The sequence below is a fragment of the Pseudokineococcus lusitanus genome (assembly GCF_003751265.1).
In the GTDB taxonomy this organism is placed as follows: domain Bacteria; phylum Actinomycetota; class Actinomycetes; order Actinomycetales; family Quadrisphaeraceae; genus Pseudokineococcus; species Pseudokineococcus lusitanus.
In genome coordinates this window covers 134252-150943 of the sequence record NZ_RJKN01000004.1, presented here as the reverse complement: position 1 = coordinate 150943, position 16692 = coordinate 134252, and the positions used below count along the sequence as shown (strand labels likewise).

Below are 16692 nucleotides of genomic sequence, written 5' to 3'. Positions count from 1 at the left end.
TCAGGGGCTCCTGAGCGCCCGGCACACGAGCGCGCTCTGCCGGCCGGCGACGCGGGTGAGGACGACGACGGCCTCGTGCGGGCCCTCGAGCCGCAGCCGCCGCCGCAGCTCCTCCGGCTCGACCGCCGTGCCCCGCTTCTTGACGACGAGGCGCCCGACCCCGCGCTCGCGCAGCCGCTGCCGCAGCCCCTTGAGCGAGAAGGGCATCACCTCGTCGACGACGTAGCCCGCCGCCGTGGGCAGGTCGAGCGCCGCGTCGGCGGTGACGTAGGCGATGGTCGGGTCGACGAGCCGCCCGCCCGTCGCCGCGACGACGGCGCCGACGAGGCCCGCGCGGACCACCGCCCCGTCGGGCTCGTAGAGGTGGGTGCCCACCGGCCCCACGGGAGGCCCCCCGTCGGCGAAGGGGTCGTCGGCGTCGTCGACCACCACGCCCGCCCCGCCCGTGGCGGGCAGGACGACGGCGCTGCGCCGCACCCCGGGGCGCGCGAGGGCGCCCGACCACAGCGCCGCCTCGACGACGTCGCCGCCGACCGACGTCCACTGGCACTCCCACCCCGCGGGCACGACGTCGTGGTCGATGCCCGGCGCGGTCTTGACCCCCACCGGCCGCTCCGCCGCCAGGGCCTCGGCGAAGGACAGCGGCGGGCTGGCGCGGCGGGGGTCGAGCACGCGCCGCCCCGCGGCGTCCCGCCGGGCGGGGTCGAGCCACACCGCGTCCACGCCCGCGAGGTCCGTCGCGGCGACGTCCTCGCACCGGACCTCGGCAGCGGGGTACGGGGCGAGGTTGGCCGCGGCGACGGCGGCCGTGGCCGGGTCCCGGTCCACGGCGAGGACGCCGGGGCCGCGGTCGGCGACGACGACGGCGTCGCCCCCCACCCCGCAGCCGAGGTCGGCGACGCGGCCCGCGCCGGTGGCGACGAACCGGTCGGCGTGGCGCTCGGCGACCTCGCGCCGCGTCGCCTGCTCGAGGCCCGTGGCGGTCAGCAGCATCGTCCGCGCGCGTCCGCCCAGCTTGGCGACGGCGCGGGCGCGCAGCCGGCTCTGGGTGAGGGCGGCGGCCACGAGCGCCGGGTCGTGCCCCTGCGCGCGCAGCCGCTCGCCGAGGGCCATGGCGCCCGCCTCGTCGTAGGGCGGGAGGCCGTCGAGCAGGGCGCGGCCGGCGGGCGTCAGCACGGCCGCGAGGCCGGCGGCGGCGGGGTCCTCCACGGCGCGGATGCTGCCACGCGCCCACCGGGCGCCCCTCGCGCGGGAGGTGCTGCCCGGGCGCCCGGCGCGGCTGGCACTCGGATTGACCGAGTGCTAACGCCGTCATAGTCTCGCGCCCGGCGCACGAGCCTGGCCGGCCGACCCCCGCGACGGCGGACGGCGAGGACGGGCGCCTGCCCACGTCCCCGGTACCCCGCGCAGGGGTCCCCACGAAGGAGAGGTCCGCACAGTGTCGGTCTCCATCAAGCCGCTCGAGGACCGCATCGTCGTCAAGGCCGTCGAGGCCGAGCAGACGACCGCGTCGGGTCTGGTCATCCCGGACACCGCGAAGGAGAAGCCCCAGGAGGGCGAGGTCCTCGCGGTGGGCCCGGGCCGCGTCGACGACAACGGCCAGCGCGTGCCGGTCGACGTCGCCGTCGGCGACAAGGTCATCTACTCGAAGTACGGCGGCACCGAGGTGAAGTACGGCGGCGAGGAGCTGCTCATCCTCTCGGCGCGCGACGTGCTCGCCGTCGTCTCCTGACGACACCCCCGCAGCACTGACGGACGGCGGCCACCGCGCCGCCGCCGCCGGGCGCGCTCGCCGCGCCGGCACGACCGCCCCGGCGGACCGGTCCGCCGGTCCCCGGGGCGGCGTGCGTCCGGCGCCCTGCCGCCCGCACCCGCAGCACCCCGCAGCACCCGAGCACGAGGACGGACACCCATGGCCAAGACCCTCAAGTTCGACGACGAGGCCCGGCGCGCGCTCGAGCGCGGCGTCGACGCCCTCGCGGACACCGTCAAGGTGACGCTCGGCCCGCGCGGCCGCAACGTCGTCATCGACAAGCAGTGGGGCGCCCCCACGATCACGAACGACGGCGTGACGATCGCCCGCGAGGTCGAGCTCGACGACCCGTACGAGAACCTCGGCGCGCAGCTCGCCAAGGAGGTCGCCACCAAGACCAACGACGTCGCCGGCGACGGCACGACGACGGCCACCGTCCTCGCCCAGGCGCTGGTGCACGAGGGCCTGCGCAACGTGGCGGCCGGTGCGGCCCCCGGCGCGGTGAAGAAGGGCATGGACGCCGCGGTCGAGGCCGTCGGCGAGGCCCTGCGCTCCGCGGCGCGCGACGTCGACGGCACCGAGGAGATCGCGCACGTCGCGTCCATCTCCAGCCAGGACCGCACCATCGGCGGTCTCATCGCCGACGCGTTCGACAAGGTCGGCAAGGACGGCGTCATCACCGTCGAGGAGTCCTCCTCCACGGCGATGGAGCTCGAGTTCACCGAGGGCATGCAGCTCGACAAGGGCTACATCTCGCCGTACTTCGTCACGGACAACGAGCGCATGGAGGCCGTCCTCGAGGACGCCCACGTGCTCGTCCACACCGGCAAGATCAGCGCCGTCGCCGACCTGCTCCCGCTGCTCGAGAAGGTCCTCCAGACCTCGAAGCCGCTGCTCGTCGTGGCCGAGGACGTGGACGGCGAGGCCCTCTCGACGCTCGTCGTCAACAAGATCCGCGGCACCTTCACGGCCGCCGCCATCAAGGCGCCGGGCTTCGGCGACCGCCGCAAGGCGATGCTCGAGGACCTGGCGGTCCTCACCGGCGCCCAGGTCGTCACGCCGGACGTCGGCCTCTCGCTCGACTCCGTGGGCCTCGAGGTGCTCGGCACCGCGCGGCGCGTCGTCGTCACGAAGGACGACACCACGCTGATCGACGGGGGCGGGTCCGCCGAGGACATCGCGGCGCGGGCGGACCAGATCCGTTCCGAGGCCGAGCGCACCGACTCCGAGTGGGACCGCGAGAAGCTCCAGGAGCGGCTCGCCAAGCTCGGCGGCGGCGTCTGCGTCATCAAGGTCGGCGCGGCCACCGAGGTCGAGCTCAAGGAGAAGAAGCACCGCATCGAGGACGCCGTCTCCGCGACGCGCGCCGCGATCGAGGAGGGCATCGTCGCCGGCGGCGGCGCCGCCCTCGTCCAGGCGTCGGCCGCCCTCGAGGGCGACCTCGGCCTGTCCGGCGACGAGGCGGTCGGCGTCCGCGTCGTGCGCAAGGCCGTGGACCAGCCCCTGCGCTGGATCGCGGAGAACGCGGGCCTCAACGGCTACGTCGTCGTCGACAAGGTCCGCGGCCTGCCCGCGGGCCAGGGCCTCGACGCCGCCACGGGCGAGTACGTCGACCTCGTGCCCGCCGGCGTCATCGACCCGGTCAAGGTGACGCGCTCGGCGCTCGTCAACGCGGTGTCGATCGCCTCCATGGTCCTCACCACGGAGACGCTCGTCGTCGACAAGCCCGAGCCCGTCGAGGAGTCCGCCGACCACGGCGGCCACGGGCACGCGCACTGACGCACCCCGCACGCACGACGGAGGGCCCGGGCGCACGCCCGGGCCCTCCGTCGTCCCCGTCCCCGGCCGCGCCGCGTCACGGCCGTCCGGGCCCGGACGCACGAGAGGCCCCACCCGGACGGGTGGGGCCTCTCGGTGGTCGTGGTGCGTGCGGACGCTGACCGGCGCCTCCTCAGCGCTGCCGCACGACCCGACGTCGCGGCGTCCGCGTCAGCTGGCGATGGGGAGCACCCGCGCCGCACCACGGCGACGGGTGTACTCGGCCTCGCGCTCGTCCTCGGTCATGCCGCCCCACACGCCGTAGGGCTCGCGCACCGCGAGGGCGTGCTCCTTGCAGGACTGGATGACGGGGCAGCTCGCGCAGATCGCCTTGGCGGCGTTGTCGCGGTTGCGGCGGCTCGGGCCGCGCTCGCCCTCCGGGTGGAAGAACAGGGTGTCGTCCGCCTCGCGGCAGGCCCCCTGCATCTGCCACTCCCAGAGGTCGGCGACGGGGCCGGGGAGGCGCGAGATCTCAGCCATGGGGAGCTCCTGACGTTGTGCCCCCGAGGGGGCGCCGGTGCGGCGGACCACCGAGGGCGGTCACGACGCGGTGTCGATGGCGAGGACGCTACAACCGATCCAGAAGTTGTTCAAGGCCCTCGGCAGACGTGAAGAAGTTGTTCAGCCTCGTGCCAGGAACGGGTCCTGCCCCGGTCACGTCCGCGCCACCCGTGGCGTGCGGCGGCGTGCCGAGTGGCCCGGTGGTGACGGGCACGGGACCATCGACCGGTGCCCCCGTCCGCCGCCGTCGCCGGCCCCGCCCCCCGTGGGCGTGCGGGCCGTGCTCCCGGTCGGCGTCCGGCGGCGGGCCGTCTCGGCAGGGGAGGGGCCGTGGCCGACGAGGCCGACGGGGGTGGCGGCACGACCGCGCCCGACGAGGGCGCCGGCGCCGCGGCCGGCGCGACGCTCAAGGTGGCGGCCGTCGCGGCCCGGCTCGGGGTGGCCCCGGCCACGCTGCGGACCTGGGCGCGGCGCTACGGCCTGGGGCCGTCGGCGCACACCGCCGGCGCGCACCGGCAGTACAGCCTCGGCGACCTCGAGCGCCTCATGGTCATGCGGCGGATGACGCTGGAGGGGTACTCGCCCGCCGAGGCGGCGCGCGTCGCCCTGGAGGCGACCCCCGGCGACCCGTCCGGCGCCGCGACGGCCGACCCGTCGCCGCTGGCCGGTGTCCTCGCCGCCGTGCCGCCGGTGCCGGTGGCGCCCGCCGGTCCTCCGCGGCCGCCCGCCCCCCGCCGCGAGGCCCCGGCCGACCGGACCGCGGCGCCGTCGGTGCGCGCCCTGGCCCGCGCCGCCATGGCGCTGCAGGAGGGGGAGTGCACCCGCCAGCTCGAGGCGCACGCCGCCGTCGACGGCGTGGCGCTCACCTGGTCCGCCCTGGCCCGCCCCGTGCTCGACGCGCTCGCCCAGCGGGTCGGCGCCGTGCCCCCCGGCCGCACCCCGGCCGGGCTGCTGCAGACCTGCCTCATGGAGACGCTGCGCGGCGTCGCCGACGACGCCCCGGTCGCCGGGCCGCGCGTGCTCGTCCTGCGTCCCTGCGCCGTCGGCTTCGCGGTCCCCACCGTCGACGGCGGCGGCGACCTCCTCGCCCACGTCGTCGCCACGGTCCTGCGCGAGTCCGGCGCCGACAGCGCCGTCCTGCCCGGTCGCCACGACGCCGAACGGGTGGCGGCGGTCGCGGAGCAGGAGGGCGCCGCGGTGCTCGTCGTCGCGGCCGACGCCGTCGTCGAGCCGGCCGCCCTCGCGGAGACCGCGCGGCTCGTCGACCCCCGCGGGGCTCGCGTCGTGCTGGTGGGCCGCGGCTGGGGCCAGGGGGCCGCGGGCCTCGCCACGGTCGTGCGCGACCTCGGCGACCTCGCCGGCGCGCTGGCCTGAGACCGGTGCGGGCGGGCGTGAGGGGTCCGGTCGGGGTGCCCGGCCGCCCCCGGGGGCACCGGTCCCTCAGGTGCGTCGTCGTCCCTGCCGATCAGGTGGGCATGCAGGTCGCGACCGCGGCCTGAGATCCCCGGAGGTCCCCGTGTCCAGCGTGCTCGTCTGCGACGACGTCCTGCCCGCCCGCGAGGCGCTGCGCCGCCAGGTCGGCTCGGTGCCCGGCGTCAGCCGCGCGGCGGTCGCCACGGGGGGCGGCGCCATGGCGCGCACCGCCCCCACCGGCCCGCCCGACGTCGTCCTGCTCGCCTGCTCCGACGTCCGTGCCGCCGAGCACGTGCGCTCGTGGATGCAGGCCCGTCCCACCACCGCCGTCGTGGCCGTCGTCGCCCCCGGCGACGGCGACGTGGCGGGGGCCGCGATGGCCGCCGGCGCCTGCGCCGTCGTCGTCCGCGAGCCCAGCACCCCCGAGCTCACCGCGGTCCTGCACCACGCGCTCGCCGTGAGCGACGCGCGCCGCGCCGCCGTGGCCGCCCACGCCTCGGAGGACGTGCCGGTCCTCACCGAGCGGGAGCACCAGGTGCTGGCCGGCATGAGCCGCGGCCGCAGCAACGGCGAGATCGGCAAGGAGCTGTTCCTCTCCGAGGACACCGTGAAGACGCACGCGCGCAGGCTCTTCCGCAAGCTGGGGGCGGCCGACCGTGCCCACGCGGTGGCCATCGGCTTCCGGGCGGGCCTCGTCCGCTGACGGGGCGGCGGGGCCGCCCGCCGGGCGGGACTACCCTGGGGGCACGCAGCGTCGCGTCCGCAGCAGCCGCCCTGCCCCCGAGGGAGCCCCGCCGTGCCCGACATGCCCGTGGACCCGTTCGCCCGGGTCGGCCTCACCTACGACGACGTCCTCCTGCTGCCCGGCGAGAGCGACGTCATCCCCAGCGAGGTGGACACCTCCACGCGCGTGTCGCGCCGGGTCGAGATCAAGGTCCCGCTGCTCAGCTCGGCCATGGACACCGTCACCGAGTCGCGCATGGCCATCGCCATGGCGCGCCAGGGTGGGCTCGGCGTCCTCCACCGCAACCTCTCGATCGAGGACCAGGCCGACCACGTCGACCTCGTGAAGCGTTCCGAGGCAGGGATGATCACCTCGCCGGTGACCACCCGGCCCGAGGCGACGCTGGCCGAGGTCGACGCCGCGTGCGCCCGCTACCGCGTCTCCGGCCTGCCGGTCGTCGACGCCGCCGGCGTGCTCGTCGGCATCGTCACCAACCGCGACCTGCGGTGGGAGCCCGACCACAGCCGCAGCGTGCGCGACGTCATGACGCCGATGCCGCTCGTCACGGCGCCCGTCGGCGCGGACCGCGACACGGCCATGCAGCTGCTGCGCCGCCACAAGGTCGAGAAGCTGCCGATCGTCGACGGCGACGGCCGGCTGCGCGGCCTCATCACCGTCAAGGACTTCACGAAGGCCGAGCAGTACCCCCTGGCCACCAAGGACGAGCGCGGCCGGCTGCGCGTCGGCGCGGCCGTCGGCTTCTTCGACGACGCGTGGCAGCGCGCCATGGCCCTCGTCGAGGCCGGGGTCGACGTCCTCGTCGTCGACACGGCGCACGGGCACAGCCGCGGCGTCGCGGACATGGTCGCCCGCCTCAAGGCCGACCCGGCTGCGGCGCACGTCGACGTCGTCGGCGGCAACGTCGCCACGCGCGAGGGCGCGCAGGCGCTCGTCGACGCCGGGGCGGACGGGGTCAAGGTCGGCGTCGGCCCCGGCTCAATCTGCACGACCCGCGTCGTCGCGGGAGTCGGTGTGCCGCAGGTCAGCGCGATCTGGGAGGCCGCCCAGGCGGCCCGTGCCGCCGGCGTGCCGGTCATCGGCGACGGCGGCCTCCAGCACTCCGGCGACATCGCCAAGGCGCTCGTGGCCGGGGCGGACGCCGTCATGCTCGGCTCGCTGCTCGCCGGCTGCGACGAGAGCCCCGGCGACCTCGTCTTCGTGAACGGCAAGCAGTACAAGGGCTACCGGGGCATGGGCTCGCTCGGTGCCGCCCAGACGCGCGGTCGCGCGCGCTCGTACTCCAAGGACCGCTACTTCCAGGGCGACGTCGACGACGACGCCTTCATCCCCGAGGGCATCGAGGGGCGGGTGCCCTACCGCGGCCCGCTGTCGGCGGTCTCGCACCAGCTCGTCGGCGGCCTGCGGCAGTCGATGTTCTACACCGGGGCCCGCACGGTGCCCGAGCTCCAGCGGGTCGGGCGCTTCACGCGCATCACCGCCGCCGGGCTCAAGGAGAGCCACCCTCACGACGTGCAGATGACGGTCGAGGCGCCGAACTACGGCCGTCGCTGACACCACCGCCGTCCTCCCGCGCCGGGGCCCGCGCGCGGGGGGACGGGCGGCGTCCCGGGGCGTCCGCCCCGGCCACTAGCCTCGCCGCGTGGCTGAGGTCGAGATCGGGCGTGGCAAGCGCGGACGGCGCGCGTACTCCTTCGACGACGTCGCGGTGGTGCCGAGCCGGCGCACCCGCGACCCGGAGGACGTGTCGACGTCCTGGCAGATCGACGCCTACACCTTCGAGGTGCCGCTGCTGTCGGCGCCGATGGACTCCGTCACCTCGCCCGCCACGGCCGTCGAGGTCGGGCGTCTCGGCGGCCTGGGCGTCCTCGACCTCGAGGGCCTGTGGACCCGCTACGAGGACCCGGAGCCGCTGCTCGAGGAGATCGCCGGGCTGGCGCCGGACGCGGCCACCCGCCGCATGCAGGAGATCTACGCCCGGCCCATCGACCCCGAGCTCGTCACCGCGCGGCTGCGGGAGGTCCGGGCGACGGGCGTCACGGTGGCCGGGGCCCTGAGCCCCCAGCGCACCGCCGAGCTGTGGCGCACCGTCGTCGACGCCGGCGTCGACCTCTTCGTCATCCGCGGCACGACGGTCTCCGCCGAGCACGTGTCGTCGCGCACCGAGCCGCTCAACCTCAAGCGCTTCATCTACGAGCTCGACGTGCCCGTCGTCGTCGGCGGCGCCGCCTCGTACACGGCCGCGCTGCACCTCATGCGCACGGGTGCCGCGGGCGTCCTCGTCGGCTTCGGCGGCGGGGCCGCGAGCACGACCCGCACCGTCTTCGGCGTCCACGCGCCGATGGCCAGCGCCGTGGCCGACGTGGCCGGCGCCCGCCGCGACTACCTCGACGAGTCGGGCGGCCGCTACGTCCACGTCATCGCCGACGGCGGCGTCAGCCGGTCCGGCGACCTCGTCAAGGCCTTCGCCTGCGGCGCCGACGCCGTCATGCTCGGTGCGGCGCTCGCCCGCGCCGAGGAGGCGCCCGGCCGCGGCTGGCACTGGGGCCCCGAGGCGCACCACGCCGAGCTGCCCCGCGGCGAGCGCGTCCACGTCGGCACCGCCGCCCCGCTGGCCGAGGTCCTCCGCGGCCCGGGCCGGACGGCCGACGGCACGACGAACCTCGTCGGCGGCCTCCGCCGCGCCATGGCCACGACGGGCTACTCCGACCTCAAGGAGATGCAGCGCTGCGAGGTCGTCGTCAGCCCGTACCAGCCGGGCTGACGGCGCGGCGGCGCCGCTGCCGCCCGAGGCATCTCGTCGACGTCGGCAGCGAGCTGACGACAGCGCCCTCTTCCTCGACTTCGCTGCCGAAGTCGGGCAGGAGACTCCCGCTTTCCCGACTTCGCTGCCGAAGTCGGAGAGAAGGCGCCCTGATCCTCGACTTCGCTGCCGACGTCGGGAGAAGGCGACCTCGTCCCCCGACGTCGGCAGCGACGTGGAGGGGGAGGACGTCTCGGGGTCGACGGGGGCAGCGCCGTCGAGCGGGCGGGGGACAAGTGCCCGGGCCGCCGTGCGCGGCGGCGCGCGCCTCGGCAGGGTGTCCCCATGACGAGCCACGCCGACAGCCCCACCCCGCCGGCCGGGGCGCCCTCGGGCGCCGCCTGGAGCCCCACGCAGGTGGGCGACCAGAGCGGGCGCACGGCGCTCGTCACCGGTGCCAACTCTGGTCTGGGGCTGGAGGTCTCGGCGGTGCTGGCGCGCGCCGGCGCGCGCGTCGTCATGACGGCGCGCTCCCGCGAGCGGGGGGAGACCGCCCTCGCCGAGGTGCGGCGGCGGGCGCCGGGCGCGCAGGTCGAGCTGCAGATGCTCGACCTCGCCAGCCTCGCCAGCGTGGCCGACCTCGCCACCCGGATGACGGCGTCGCTGGGCGCGCACGGGCTGGACCTGCTGGTCAACAACGCCGGCGTCATGGCGGTGCCGCAGGGCCGCACGGCCGACGGCTTCGAGACCCAGATCGGCACGAACTTCCTCGGGCACTTCGCCCTCACCGGCCGCCTGCTCGGGCCGCTCCTGCAGTCCGAGACCGCCGGGCGCCGGCCCCGGGTCGTGTCGCTGTCGAGCATGGCCCACCGCTGGGGCCGCATCACGCCGGACGACCTCATGCGCGAGAAGCGGTACGGCGCCTGGAGCGTCTACGGGCAGTCCAAGCTGGCCGACCTCATGTTCGCCCTCGAGCTGGACCGCCGCACCGACCGGGCCGCCCGCGAGCTCGTCAGCGTGGCCGCCCACCCGGGCATCTCGGCGACCAACCTCTTCACCCAGGGCCCGCTCGGCCGCCTGCCCCGGCCGGTGCGCGACGGCCTCGGCAAGGTCGGCGAGCTCGTCATGCAGTCGCCGGAGATGGGGGCCTGGCCGGTCCTGCGCGCGGCGACGGCGCCCGACGTCGTCGGCGGCGAGTACTACGGCCCCGCCGGTGCCGGCGAGCGCAGCGGCCCGCCCGTCCGGGTCGGCACGTCCGCCCGCGCCCAGGACGTCGACATGGCCCGCTGGCTCTGGGACGAGGCCGTCCGTCTCACGGGCGTCCACTACGGCGAGCTGGCCCCCACGACCTGACGTCCGGGAGGGCGCTTCGGCATCCTCCTGCCGCAGGAGACCGCCCCTCGTGGCATGTCGGTGCCCTTCTGCCGTGGGTGACCGCTCGTCGTGGCACGTCGGTGCCCTTCTGCCGTGGGGAGACGGCCCGCCGTGGCACGTGGGCGCCCTCGTGCCGCGGGGGGCGGCCGGAGAGAGGGCCCTCGTGCCCGGGGGGCGGCGGGGGCACGCGTCCGGCGCCGTACCGTGGACCCGTGGGCGAGGGACCGGTCGGCGGCACGCGAGCCCCCGGTGCCCCGGGCGCCGGGGACGGCGCGCCCGACCCCGGTCCCGAGGACCTGCCCGGCTTCTGGCGGACGGCCACGCGCCCGCGGATGCTCGGGCTGCTCGCGCTGGCCCTCGCGCTGGCGGTCGTCTTCGCCGAGCTGGGGTCGTGGCAGCTCGGCCGGGCCCGCTCCGGCAGCGAGGCGCCCGAGGAGCGCGGCGTCGTCCCGCTCGCGCAGGTGCTCGAGCCCCAGGAGCCGCTGAGCGGCGAGGCCGTCGCCGGGCCCGTCGAGGTCGAGGGCACGTGGGCGGACGAGCCCGTCCAGCTCGTCACGGGCCGCACGGCCGACGGCGGCGAGGGCAGAGGGGCGTGGGTCCTCGCGGCGCTCGAGGTGGACGGCACGGGCGCGTACCTCCCCGTCGTCCGCGGCTGGGTGCCCGACCCGGACGCGGCGTCCCTGCCCGCGGAGGAGGGCCCGGCGACGCTCGTCGGCGAGCTCGCCCTCTCGCAGGACCCGCGCGGGACGGCCGACCTCCCGCCGGGACGGCTCGCGGCGGCCAGCTCGGCCGACCTCCTCAACGTCTGGGACGGCGCGGTCTACGCCGCGCACCTCGTGCCCGTCGCCGACGACCAGGCCGCCGGCCTCGACGTCGTCCCGCCGCCCGCCCGCGACACGGGCGTCAACGCGCAGAACATCTCCTACGCCTTCCAGTGGTGGGTCTTCGCCGCCTTCGCCGTCGCCATGTGGCTGCGCGTCGTCCACGACGTGCGCCGCCGCGAGGCCGAGCGGTGCGAGGACGAGCGCGAGGAGGCCCGCGCCCGCCGCGACGGCCCCGGGCCGCCGGTCGACGCCGACGCCCCCGCCCCCACCGACGCCGCCGACGCCGCCGGGCCCCCGACCGCACGACCGACCCAGGAGGTCACCCGGTGAGCACCGGACCGTCCGCCACCCCGGCCCCCACGGGCGCCCGCGCCCGCCGCCTGCGCGAGGCCAGCCTCGGGCCCGCCCTCACGCGCTACCGCGTCATGGCCATCGTCACGGGCGTGCTGCTCGTCGTCGTCTTCCTCAACCTCGGGGTGCGGCTCGTGTCGGCGCTGCTCGGGGACGAGGTCCACCTGTTCGGGAGCTGGCTCGCCATCACCCACGGGTGGGTCTACATCGTCTACCTCGTCACCGTCGTCGACATGTGGTCGCGACTGCGGTGGGGGCCGGCCCGGCTCGCGGGCCTCGTGCTGGCCGGCGTCGTCCCGGCCGTGTCCTTCGTCGTCGAGCGACGGGTCACCCGTGAGGTGAAGGACCTCCTGCGGCAGCTGGGGCAGCGGGCCTGACGTCCGCCCGCGGGCCGGTCGGCCACGGGCGGGCCCGGCCCGCGCGGCGCACTAGCCTGGCGCCCGTGAGCGAGCCCACCCGTGAGGCCACCGGCGACCCCGTCGCCGCCGACCCCGGGGCCTCCGGCCCCGACGACGCCCCCGGGGCGGTGCAGGCCGAGCAGCTGCCCGGTGCGCCGGTGACGCCGGCGCCGGCGGACGGCCTGCCCGCGGGGGAGCGCACGGCGCGGCCGGTGCTCGTCGTCGACTACGGCGCCCAGTACGCCCAGCTCATCGCCCGCCGCGTGCGCGAGGCGGACTCCTACTCGGAGGTCGTCCCGGCGTCGTCGACGGTGGCCGAGCTCCTCGAGCGCGACCCGGCGGCGATCATCCTGTCCGGCGGCCCGGCCTCGGTGTACGCCGAGGGCGCCCCGCTCGTCGAGGCCGACCTCTTCGAGGCCGGCGTCCCCGTGCTCGGCATCTGCTACGGCTTCCAGGCCATGGCGAAGGCGCTCGGCGGCGACGTCGCCCGCACCGGCCTGCGCGAGTACGGCGGCACCGACGCGGCGCTCGAGCCCGTCGAGGAGACGGCCGAGGGCCCCTCGAGCGTCCTGCTCGACGGCCAGCCGACGACGCAGAGCGTCTGGATGAGCCACGGCGACGCGGTCCGCAGCGCGCCCCCCGGCTTCACGGTGACGGCGTCGACGCCGGGCGCCCCCGTCGCGGCCTTCGAGGACCACGCGCGCCGCCTCTACGGCGTCCAGTGGCACCCCGAGGTCAAGCACTCGACGTTCGGCCAGCAGGTCATCGAGAACTTCCTCCGCGGCGCCGACGTGCCGGCGGACTGGACCACGGCCGGCGTCATCGAGGAGCAGGTCGAGCGGATCCGGGCCCAGGTCGGCGACGCGCGCGTCGTCTGCGGGCTCTCCGGCGGCGTCGACTCCGCCGTCGCCGCCGCCCTCGTGCACCGCGCGGTCGGCGACCAGCTGACGTGCGTCTTCGTCGACCACGGCCTCCTGCGCGCCGGCGAGGCGGAGCAGGTCGAGCGCGACTACGTCGAGGCGACGGGCATCGACCTCGTCGTCGTCGACGCCGAGGAGACCTTCCTCGGCGCCCTCGCCGGGCTGACCGACCCGGAGGAGAAGCGCAAGGCCATCGGGCGCGAGTTCATCCGCGCCTTCGAGGGCGCGGCCGCGGACCTCGTCGCGAAGGCCGGCGAGGAGGGCGCCGAGGTGCGCTTCCTCGTCCAGGGGACGCTGTACCCCGACGTCGTGGAGTCCGGCGGCGCGCTGCACGGCGGCACGAGCTCGACGGCCACCATCAAGAGCCACCACAACGTCGGCGGCCTGCCCGACGACCTGCAGTTCGAGCTCGTCGAGCCGCTGCGCACCCTCTTCAAGGACGAGGTCCGCGCGGTCGGCGCCGAGCTCGGCCTGCCGGAGGCGATGGTCTGGCGCCAGCCCTTCCCCGGCCCGGGCCTCGGCATCCGCATCATCGGCGAGGTGACGCGCGAGCGGCTCGAGACGCTGCGGACGGCCGACGCGGTCGTCCGCGAGGAGCTCACCGAGGCGGGCCTCGACCGCTCCATCTGGCAGTGCCCCGTGGTGCTCCTCGCCGACGTCCGCTCCGTCGGCGTCCAGGGCGACGGCCGCACCTACGGGCACCCGGTCGTCCTGCGCCCCGTCAGCTCCGACGACGCGATGACCGCGGACTGGTCGCGCCTGCCGTACGACCTGCTCGCCCGCATCTCCACGCGGGTGACCAACGAGGTCGACGGCGTCAACCGGGTCGTGCTCGACGTCACGAGCAAGCCCCCGGGCACGATCGAGTGGGAGTGAGCGCCGGGCCCGAGGGCCCGCGCTGGGTCGGCGACGTCCGGGGGGCCGACCACCGGCCCGTCCGCCGTCGCGTCGTGCCGCACGTGTGGCGCTACGCCGTCCCCGGTGCGCTCGCCGTCGCCGCCTCGGCGGTCGGCCAGGTCGCGGGGGACCTGCGGGGCACGCCGCGCGAGGTCACCATCGCGGTGGTCTGCGCGCTCGTGCTCGTCGTGGCCGTCGTCCTGCTCGTCCGCGCCGCGGCCGCCGGGCTGTCGGCGCTGGCGGAGCGGCACGGCGGGGAGTCGGCGGCCACGCTCGCGCAGACGGGCACGCTCGCCGTGGGCGGGCTCGTGCTCCTGCTCGCCGTCCTCGACGTCCTCCAGGTCTCGGTGCGCAGCCTGCTCGTCGGCGGTGCGCTGACCGGTGTGGTGCTCGGCATCGCGCTCCAGCAGGTCCTCGGCAACGTCTTCGCGGGCCTCGTGCTGCTGCTGACGCGGCCCTACGCGGTCGGCGACCTCGTGCGGCTGCGGGGCGGCACGACCGGCGGCGTGCTCGAGGGGCGGGTCGTCGGCGCGACGCTCACGCACCAGGTGCTGCGCACCGAGGAGGGGCTGCTCCGCGTGCCGAACGCGTCCGCCCTCGGTGCGGTCATCGGGCCCACGTCCTCCGAGGGGCCGCTGCGCCCCGTCTTCGACCCCACCGCGACGGACGACGACGAGGACGAGGGCGGCGACGGTCCGGGCGCCGGCCGGTCGGACGGCGGCACCGACGCCGCGACGCCCTCCCGACCCGGCGCCTGACGGCCGGTCGCCCCCCTCAGGGAGCCGGCCGGGCGCGGTCCCGCAGCGCCGCGCGGGCGCCGGCCGTGTCGCCGGCCGCCACCGCCCGGACGACGTCCCGCGGCCGGGCCCCCAGCGCCGCGGCCCCGCCGTCGGGGGCCAGCGCCGCGACGAGCTCGGCGAGCACCGGCGAGGACGCGGCGGCGGCCAGGGCTCGGGCGAGGTCGCCGAGGTCGACGTCGGCGTCGTCCGCCAGCGCGGCGAGCTCGGCCCGGTCGGCGGCGGTGGCCCGGCCGGCCGCCAGGTCCACGAGGCCCGCCACCGCGGCGACGACCGCCTCGGCGAGGTCCGGGGCGGTCGTGCCCGGCGCGTCGAGCGCCTCGCGGACGCGGGCGTGCCGCGCGGCGCGGTCCTCGCGCAGGACAGCGCCGTCGCCGTGCCGGACGTCGACGACGCCGCGCACCTCGAGCGCCACGAGCGCCTGGGCGAGCGTCGCCCGGCTGACACCGAGCTGCTCCGCGAGCAGCCGCTCGGGCGGCAGCCGCTCGCCGGGGGACAGGCCCTGGGCGTCGATGAAGGCCGTGATGTGGTCCGCCAGCTGCTCGTAGAGGCGTGGGCGGCGCAGGCGGTGGAGGCCGCCGCGCGCCCGTCCCGCCCGCCCGCCGCCGACGTCCCCGGGCGCGCCGACCACCCGTGTGCCGTCGTCGTCCACGCGCACCACCTCCGGTCCCGCGGGCCGTGTCGACGTTGACAGGCACCCTCGTGGACAAGAGGCTAGGCCACTGCGCCACCGGAACGGGAGGCGCCCACCGTCGTTCACCGTCGAACCGAGGTGCTCCGCCCGTGTCCCCAGATCTCATCGGCCTGCTCGTCCTGGCCGCCGTCTTCCTCGTCGCCACCGTGCGCCCGGTCAACATGGGTGCGCTCGCGCTCGTCGCGGCCTTCGTCGTCGGCACCACGGTCTTCGGCCTCGAGGCGCCGGACGTCCTCGCCGGCTTCCCGGCCACGCTCTTCGTCATCCTCGTCGGCGTCACCTACCTCTTCGCGCTGGCGAAGAACAACGGGACCGTCGACTGGATCGTCCACGCCGCGGTGCGCGCGGTGCGCGGGCGCGTCGCGCTCATCCCCTGGGTGATGGCCCTCGTCGCGGGCGCCATCACGTCCATCGGCGCCGTCACCCCGGCGGCCGTCGCGATCATCGCCCCCGTCGCCATGCAGTTCGCCGTCCGCAACCGGATCAACCCGGTGCTCATGGGCTTCATGGTCGTCCAGGGGGCGACGGCGGGCTCCTTCAGCCCCATCGGCGTCTTCGGGCTCATCACCAACGGTGTCGTGGGCGACAACGACTTCGAGACCTTCCCGCTGCGGCTGTTCTTCGCGAGCGTGCTGTCCGCGGTCGTCCTCAACGTCCTCGCCTACCTCGTCCTGCGGAACCGCGACGTCGAGGGGGGCCGGATCGACCGCTCCGGCCGGGACGAGGCCTTCTCCGCCGACGCCCTCGCCGCCAGCGCGACGACGCGCACCCCGGTGCAGGGCACGCCGAGCTCGCTCGTCGAGCGCGGCGAGCGGCTGCGCAGCAGCGGCGGGCGCCGCGACGAGGCGCCCGACGAGGCGCCGGCGCCCGCCCTGGACGCCCAGAAGATCTCGACCCTCGTCGGCCTCGGCCTGCTCGTCGTCCTCGCCCTCGGCTTCGACCTCGACGTCGGCTTCTCCGCCCTGGCCGTGGCCGTCGTCCTCACGCTGGTCTTCCCGGCCTCCGCCAAGGGCGCCGTCGACAAGGTCAGCTGGGCCACGGTGCTGCTCATCGGCGGGATCGTCACCTACGTCGAGCTGCTCAGCGAGCAGGGCACGATCGACCGGCTCGGCGACGCGGTGGCCGGCTTCGGCGCCCCGCTGCTCGCCGCCCTCGTCATCTGCCTCATCGGTGCGGTCGTCTCGGCCTTCGCCTCGACGACCGGCATCCTCGGCACGCTCATCCCGCTGTCGGTGCCGTTCCTCCTCGCCGGCGAGGTCGGCACGGTCGGCCTCGTCATCGCGCTCGCCATCTCGAGCTCGGTCGTCGACTGCAGCCCCTTCTCGACGAACGGCGCCCTCGTCGTCGCCAACGCCGAGCCGGCGCAGCGGGACAAGGTCTTCCGCTCGCTCATGGTCTACGGCATGTCGCTCATGGTGGTCGCGCCGCTCGTCACCTGGCTCGTGCTCGTCCTCCCGACGTCCTGAC

At 76.6% G+C, this 16692-nt stretch carries 15 protein-coding genes; 12 read left to right on the top strand and 3 right to left on the bottom strand.

Annotated elements, in window-relative coordinates:
- Nucleotides 1-1209 carry a THUMP-like domain-containing protein gene (locus tag EDC03_RS08820; RefSeq protein WP_123379865.1) on the bottom strand — a complete coding sequence of 403 codons (1209 nt, stop codon included), beginning with the start codon at nucleotides 1207-1209 and terminating at the stop codon, nucleotides 1-3.
- 229 nt (nucleotides 1210-1438) lie between these two features.
- Between EDC03_RS08820 and groES the strand changes: the two genes are divergently transcribed.
- Both groES and groL read left to right on the top strand, forming a co-directional pair.
- On the top strand, nucleotides 1439-1732 hold the full coding sequence (groES, locus tag EDC03_RS08815) for a co-chaperone GroES (protein WP_123379864.1): 294 nt from the start codon (nucleotides 1439-1441) through the stop codon (nucleotides 1730-1732).
- Nucleotides 1733-1912: 180 nt separating this feature from the next.
- Nucleotides 1913-3532 carry a chaperonin GroEL gene (gene groL / locus EDC03_RS08810; RefSeq protein WP_123379863.1) on the top strand — a complete coding sequence of 540 codons (1620 nt, stop codon included), beginning with the start codon at nucleotides 1913-1915 and terminating at the stop codon, nucleotides 3530-3532.
- 210 nt (nucleotides 3533-3742) lie between these two features.
- Here groL and EDC03_RS08805 read toward each other — a convergent pair whose 3' ends face one another.
- Entirely contained in the window at nucleotides 3743-4051 is a 309-nt protein-coding gene (locus EDC03_RS08805) for a WhiB family transcriptional regulator (RefSeq protein WP_123379862.1), read from the bottom strand.
- 351 nt (nucleotides 4052-4402) lie between these two features.
- On the opposite strand from EDC03_RS08805, the gene EDC03_RS17860 reads away from it, so the two are divergent.
- The 9 genes from EDC03_RS17860 (at nucleotide 4403) to EDC03_RS08760 (ending at nucleotide 14492) form a co-directional block, all read left to right on the top strand.
- A complete protein-coding gene (locus EDC03_RS17860) occupies nucleotides 4403-5446 on the top strand; it encodes a MerR family transcriptional regulator (protein ID WP_199720085.1) in 1044 nt (347 codons plus the stop codon).
- Nucleotides 5447-5588: 142 nt separating this feature from the next.
- The gene (locus EDC03_RS08795; RefSeq protein WP_123379861.1) at nucleotides 5589-6188 is read left to right on the top strand and encodes a response regulator transcription factor; all 600 of its coding nucleotides are present in this window, start codon (nucleotides 5589-5591) and stop codon (nucleotides 6186-6188) included.
- A gap of 102 nt (nucleotides 6189-6290) precedes the next feature.
- Nucleotides 6291-7781, top strand: a complete 1491-nt coding sequence (gene guaB / locus EDC03_RS08790) for an IMP dehydrogenase (RefSeq protein WP_123380084.1) — start codon at nucleotides 6291-6293, stop codon at nucleotides 7779-7781.
- Between the two features lie 88 nt (nucleotides 7782-7869).
- Nucleotides 7870-8991: a GuaB3 family IMP dehydrogenase-related protein gene (locus EDC03_RS08785; protein ID WP_123379860.1), complete on the top strand. Its 1122-nt coding sequence runs from the start codon at nucleotides 7870-7872 to the stop codon at nucleotides 8989-8991.
- Nucleotides 8992-9315: 324 nt separating this feature from the next.
- Entirely contained in the window at nucleotides 9316-10323 is a 1008-nt protein-coding gene (locus EDC03_RS08780) for an oxidoreductase (RefSeq protein ID WP_123379859.1), read from the top strand.
- Nucleotides 10324-10556: 233 nt separating this feature from the next.
- On the top strand, nucleotides 10557-11498 hold the full coding sequence (locus EDC03_RS08775; protein WP_123379858.1) for an SURF1 family protein: 942 nt from the start codon (nucleotides 10557-10559) through the stop codon (nucleotides 11496-11498).
- Entirely contained in the window at nucleotides 11495-11896 is a 402-nt protein-coding gene (locus EDC03_RS08770; RefSeq protein WP_241967109.1) for a DUF3817 domain-containing protein, read from the top strand. The genes EDC03_RS08775 and EDC03_RS08770 overlap by 4 nt, the downstream gene beginning before the upstream one ends.
- A gap of 179 nt (nucleotides 11897-12075) precedes the next feature.
- A complete protein-coding gene (guaA, locus tag EDC03_RS08765) occupies nucleotides 12076-13713 on the top strand; it encodes a glutamine-hydrolyzing GMP synthase (protein WP_422393814.1) in 1638 nt (545 codons plus the stop codon).
- On the top strand, nucleotides 13710-14492 hold the full coding sequence (locus tag EDC03_RS08760) for a mechanosensitive ion channel family protein (RefSeq protein WP_158674253.1): 783 nt from the start codon (nucleotides 13710-13712) through the stop codon (nucleotides 14490-14492). Before guaA ends, EDC03_RS08760 begins: the two co-directional genes overlap by 4 nt.
- A gap of 16 nt (nucleotides 14493-14508) precedes the next feature.
- Here the strand turns inward: EDC03_RS08760 and EDC03_RS08755 are convergent, their stop codons facing one another.
- Nucleotides 14509-15183 carry a FadR/GntR family transcriptional regulator gene (locus tag EDC03_RS08755; protein ID WP_199720084.1) on the bottom strand — a complete coding sequence of 225 codons (675 nt, stop codon included), beginning with the start codon at nucleotides 15181-15183 and terminating at the stop codon, nucleotides 14509-14511.
- A 131-nt stretch (nucleotides 15184-15314) separates the two neighbouring features.
- On the opposite strand from EDC03_RS08755, the gene EDC03_RS08750 reads away from it, so the two are divergent.
- Complete coding sequence (locus EDC03_RS08750) at nucleotides 15315-16691, top strand: SLC13 family permease (protein ID WP_123379856.1); 1377 nt, start codon at nucleotides 15315-15317, stop codon at nucleotides 16689-16691.
- The last annotated feature ends 1 nt before the right edge of the window (nucleotide 16692 follow it).

Excerpts from the sequence above, each read along its gene's own strand:
- EDC03_RS08805 (WP_123379862.1), bottom strand. The coding sequence starts at position 4,051 with ATGGCTGAGATCTCGCGCCTCCCCGGCCCCGTCGCCGACCTCTGGGAG.
- EDC03_RS08780 (WP_123379859.1), top strand. The coding sequence starts at position 9,316 with ATGACGAGCCACGCCGACAGCCCCACCCCGCCGGCCGGGGCGCCCTCG.
- guaB (WP_123380084.1), top strand. The coding sequence starts at position 6,291 with ATGCCCGTGGACCCGTTCGCCCGGGTCGGCCTCACCTACGACGACGTC.
- groL (WP_123379863.1), top strand. The coding sequence starts at position 1,913 with ATGGCCAAGACCCTCAAGTTCGACGACGAGGCCCGGCGCGCGCTCGAG.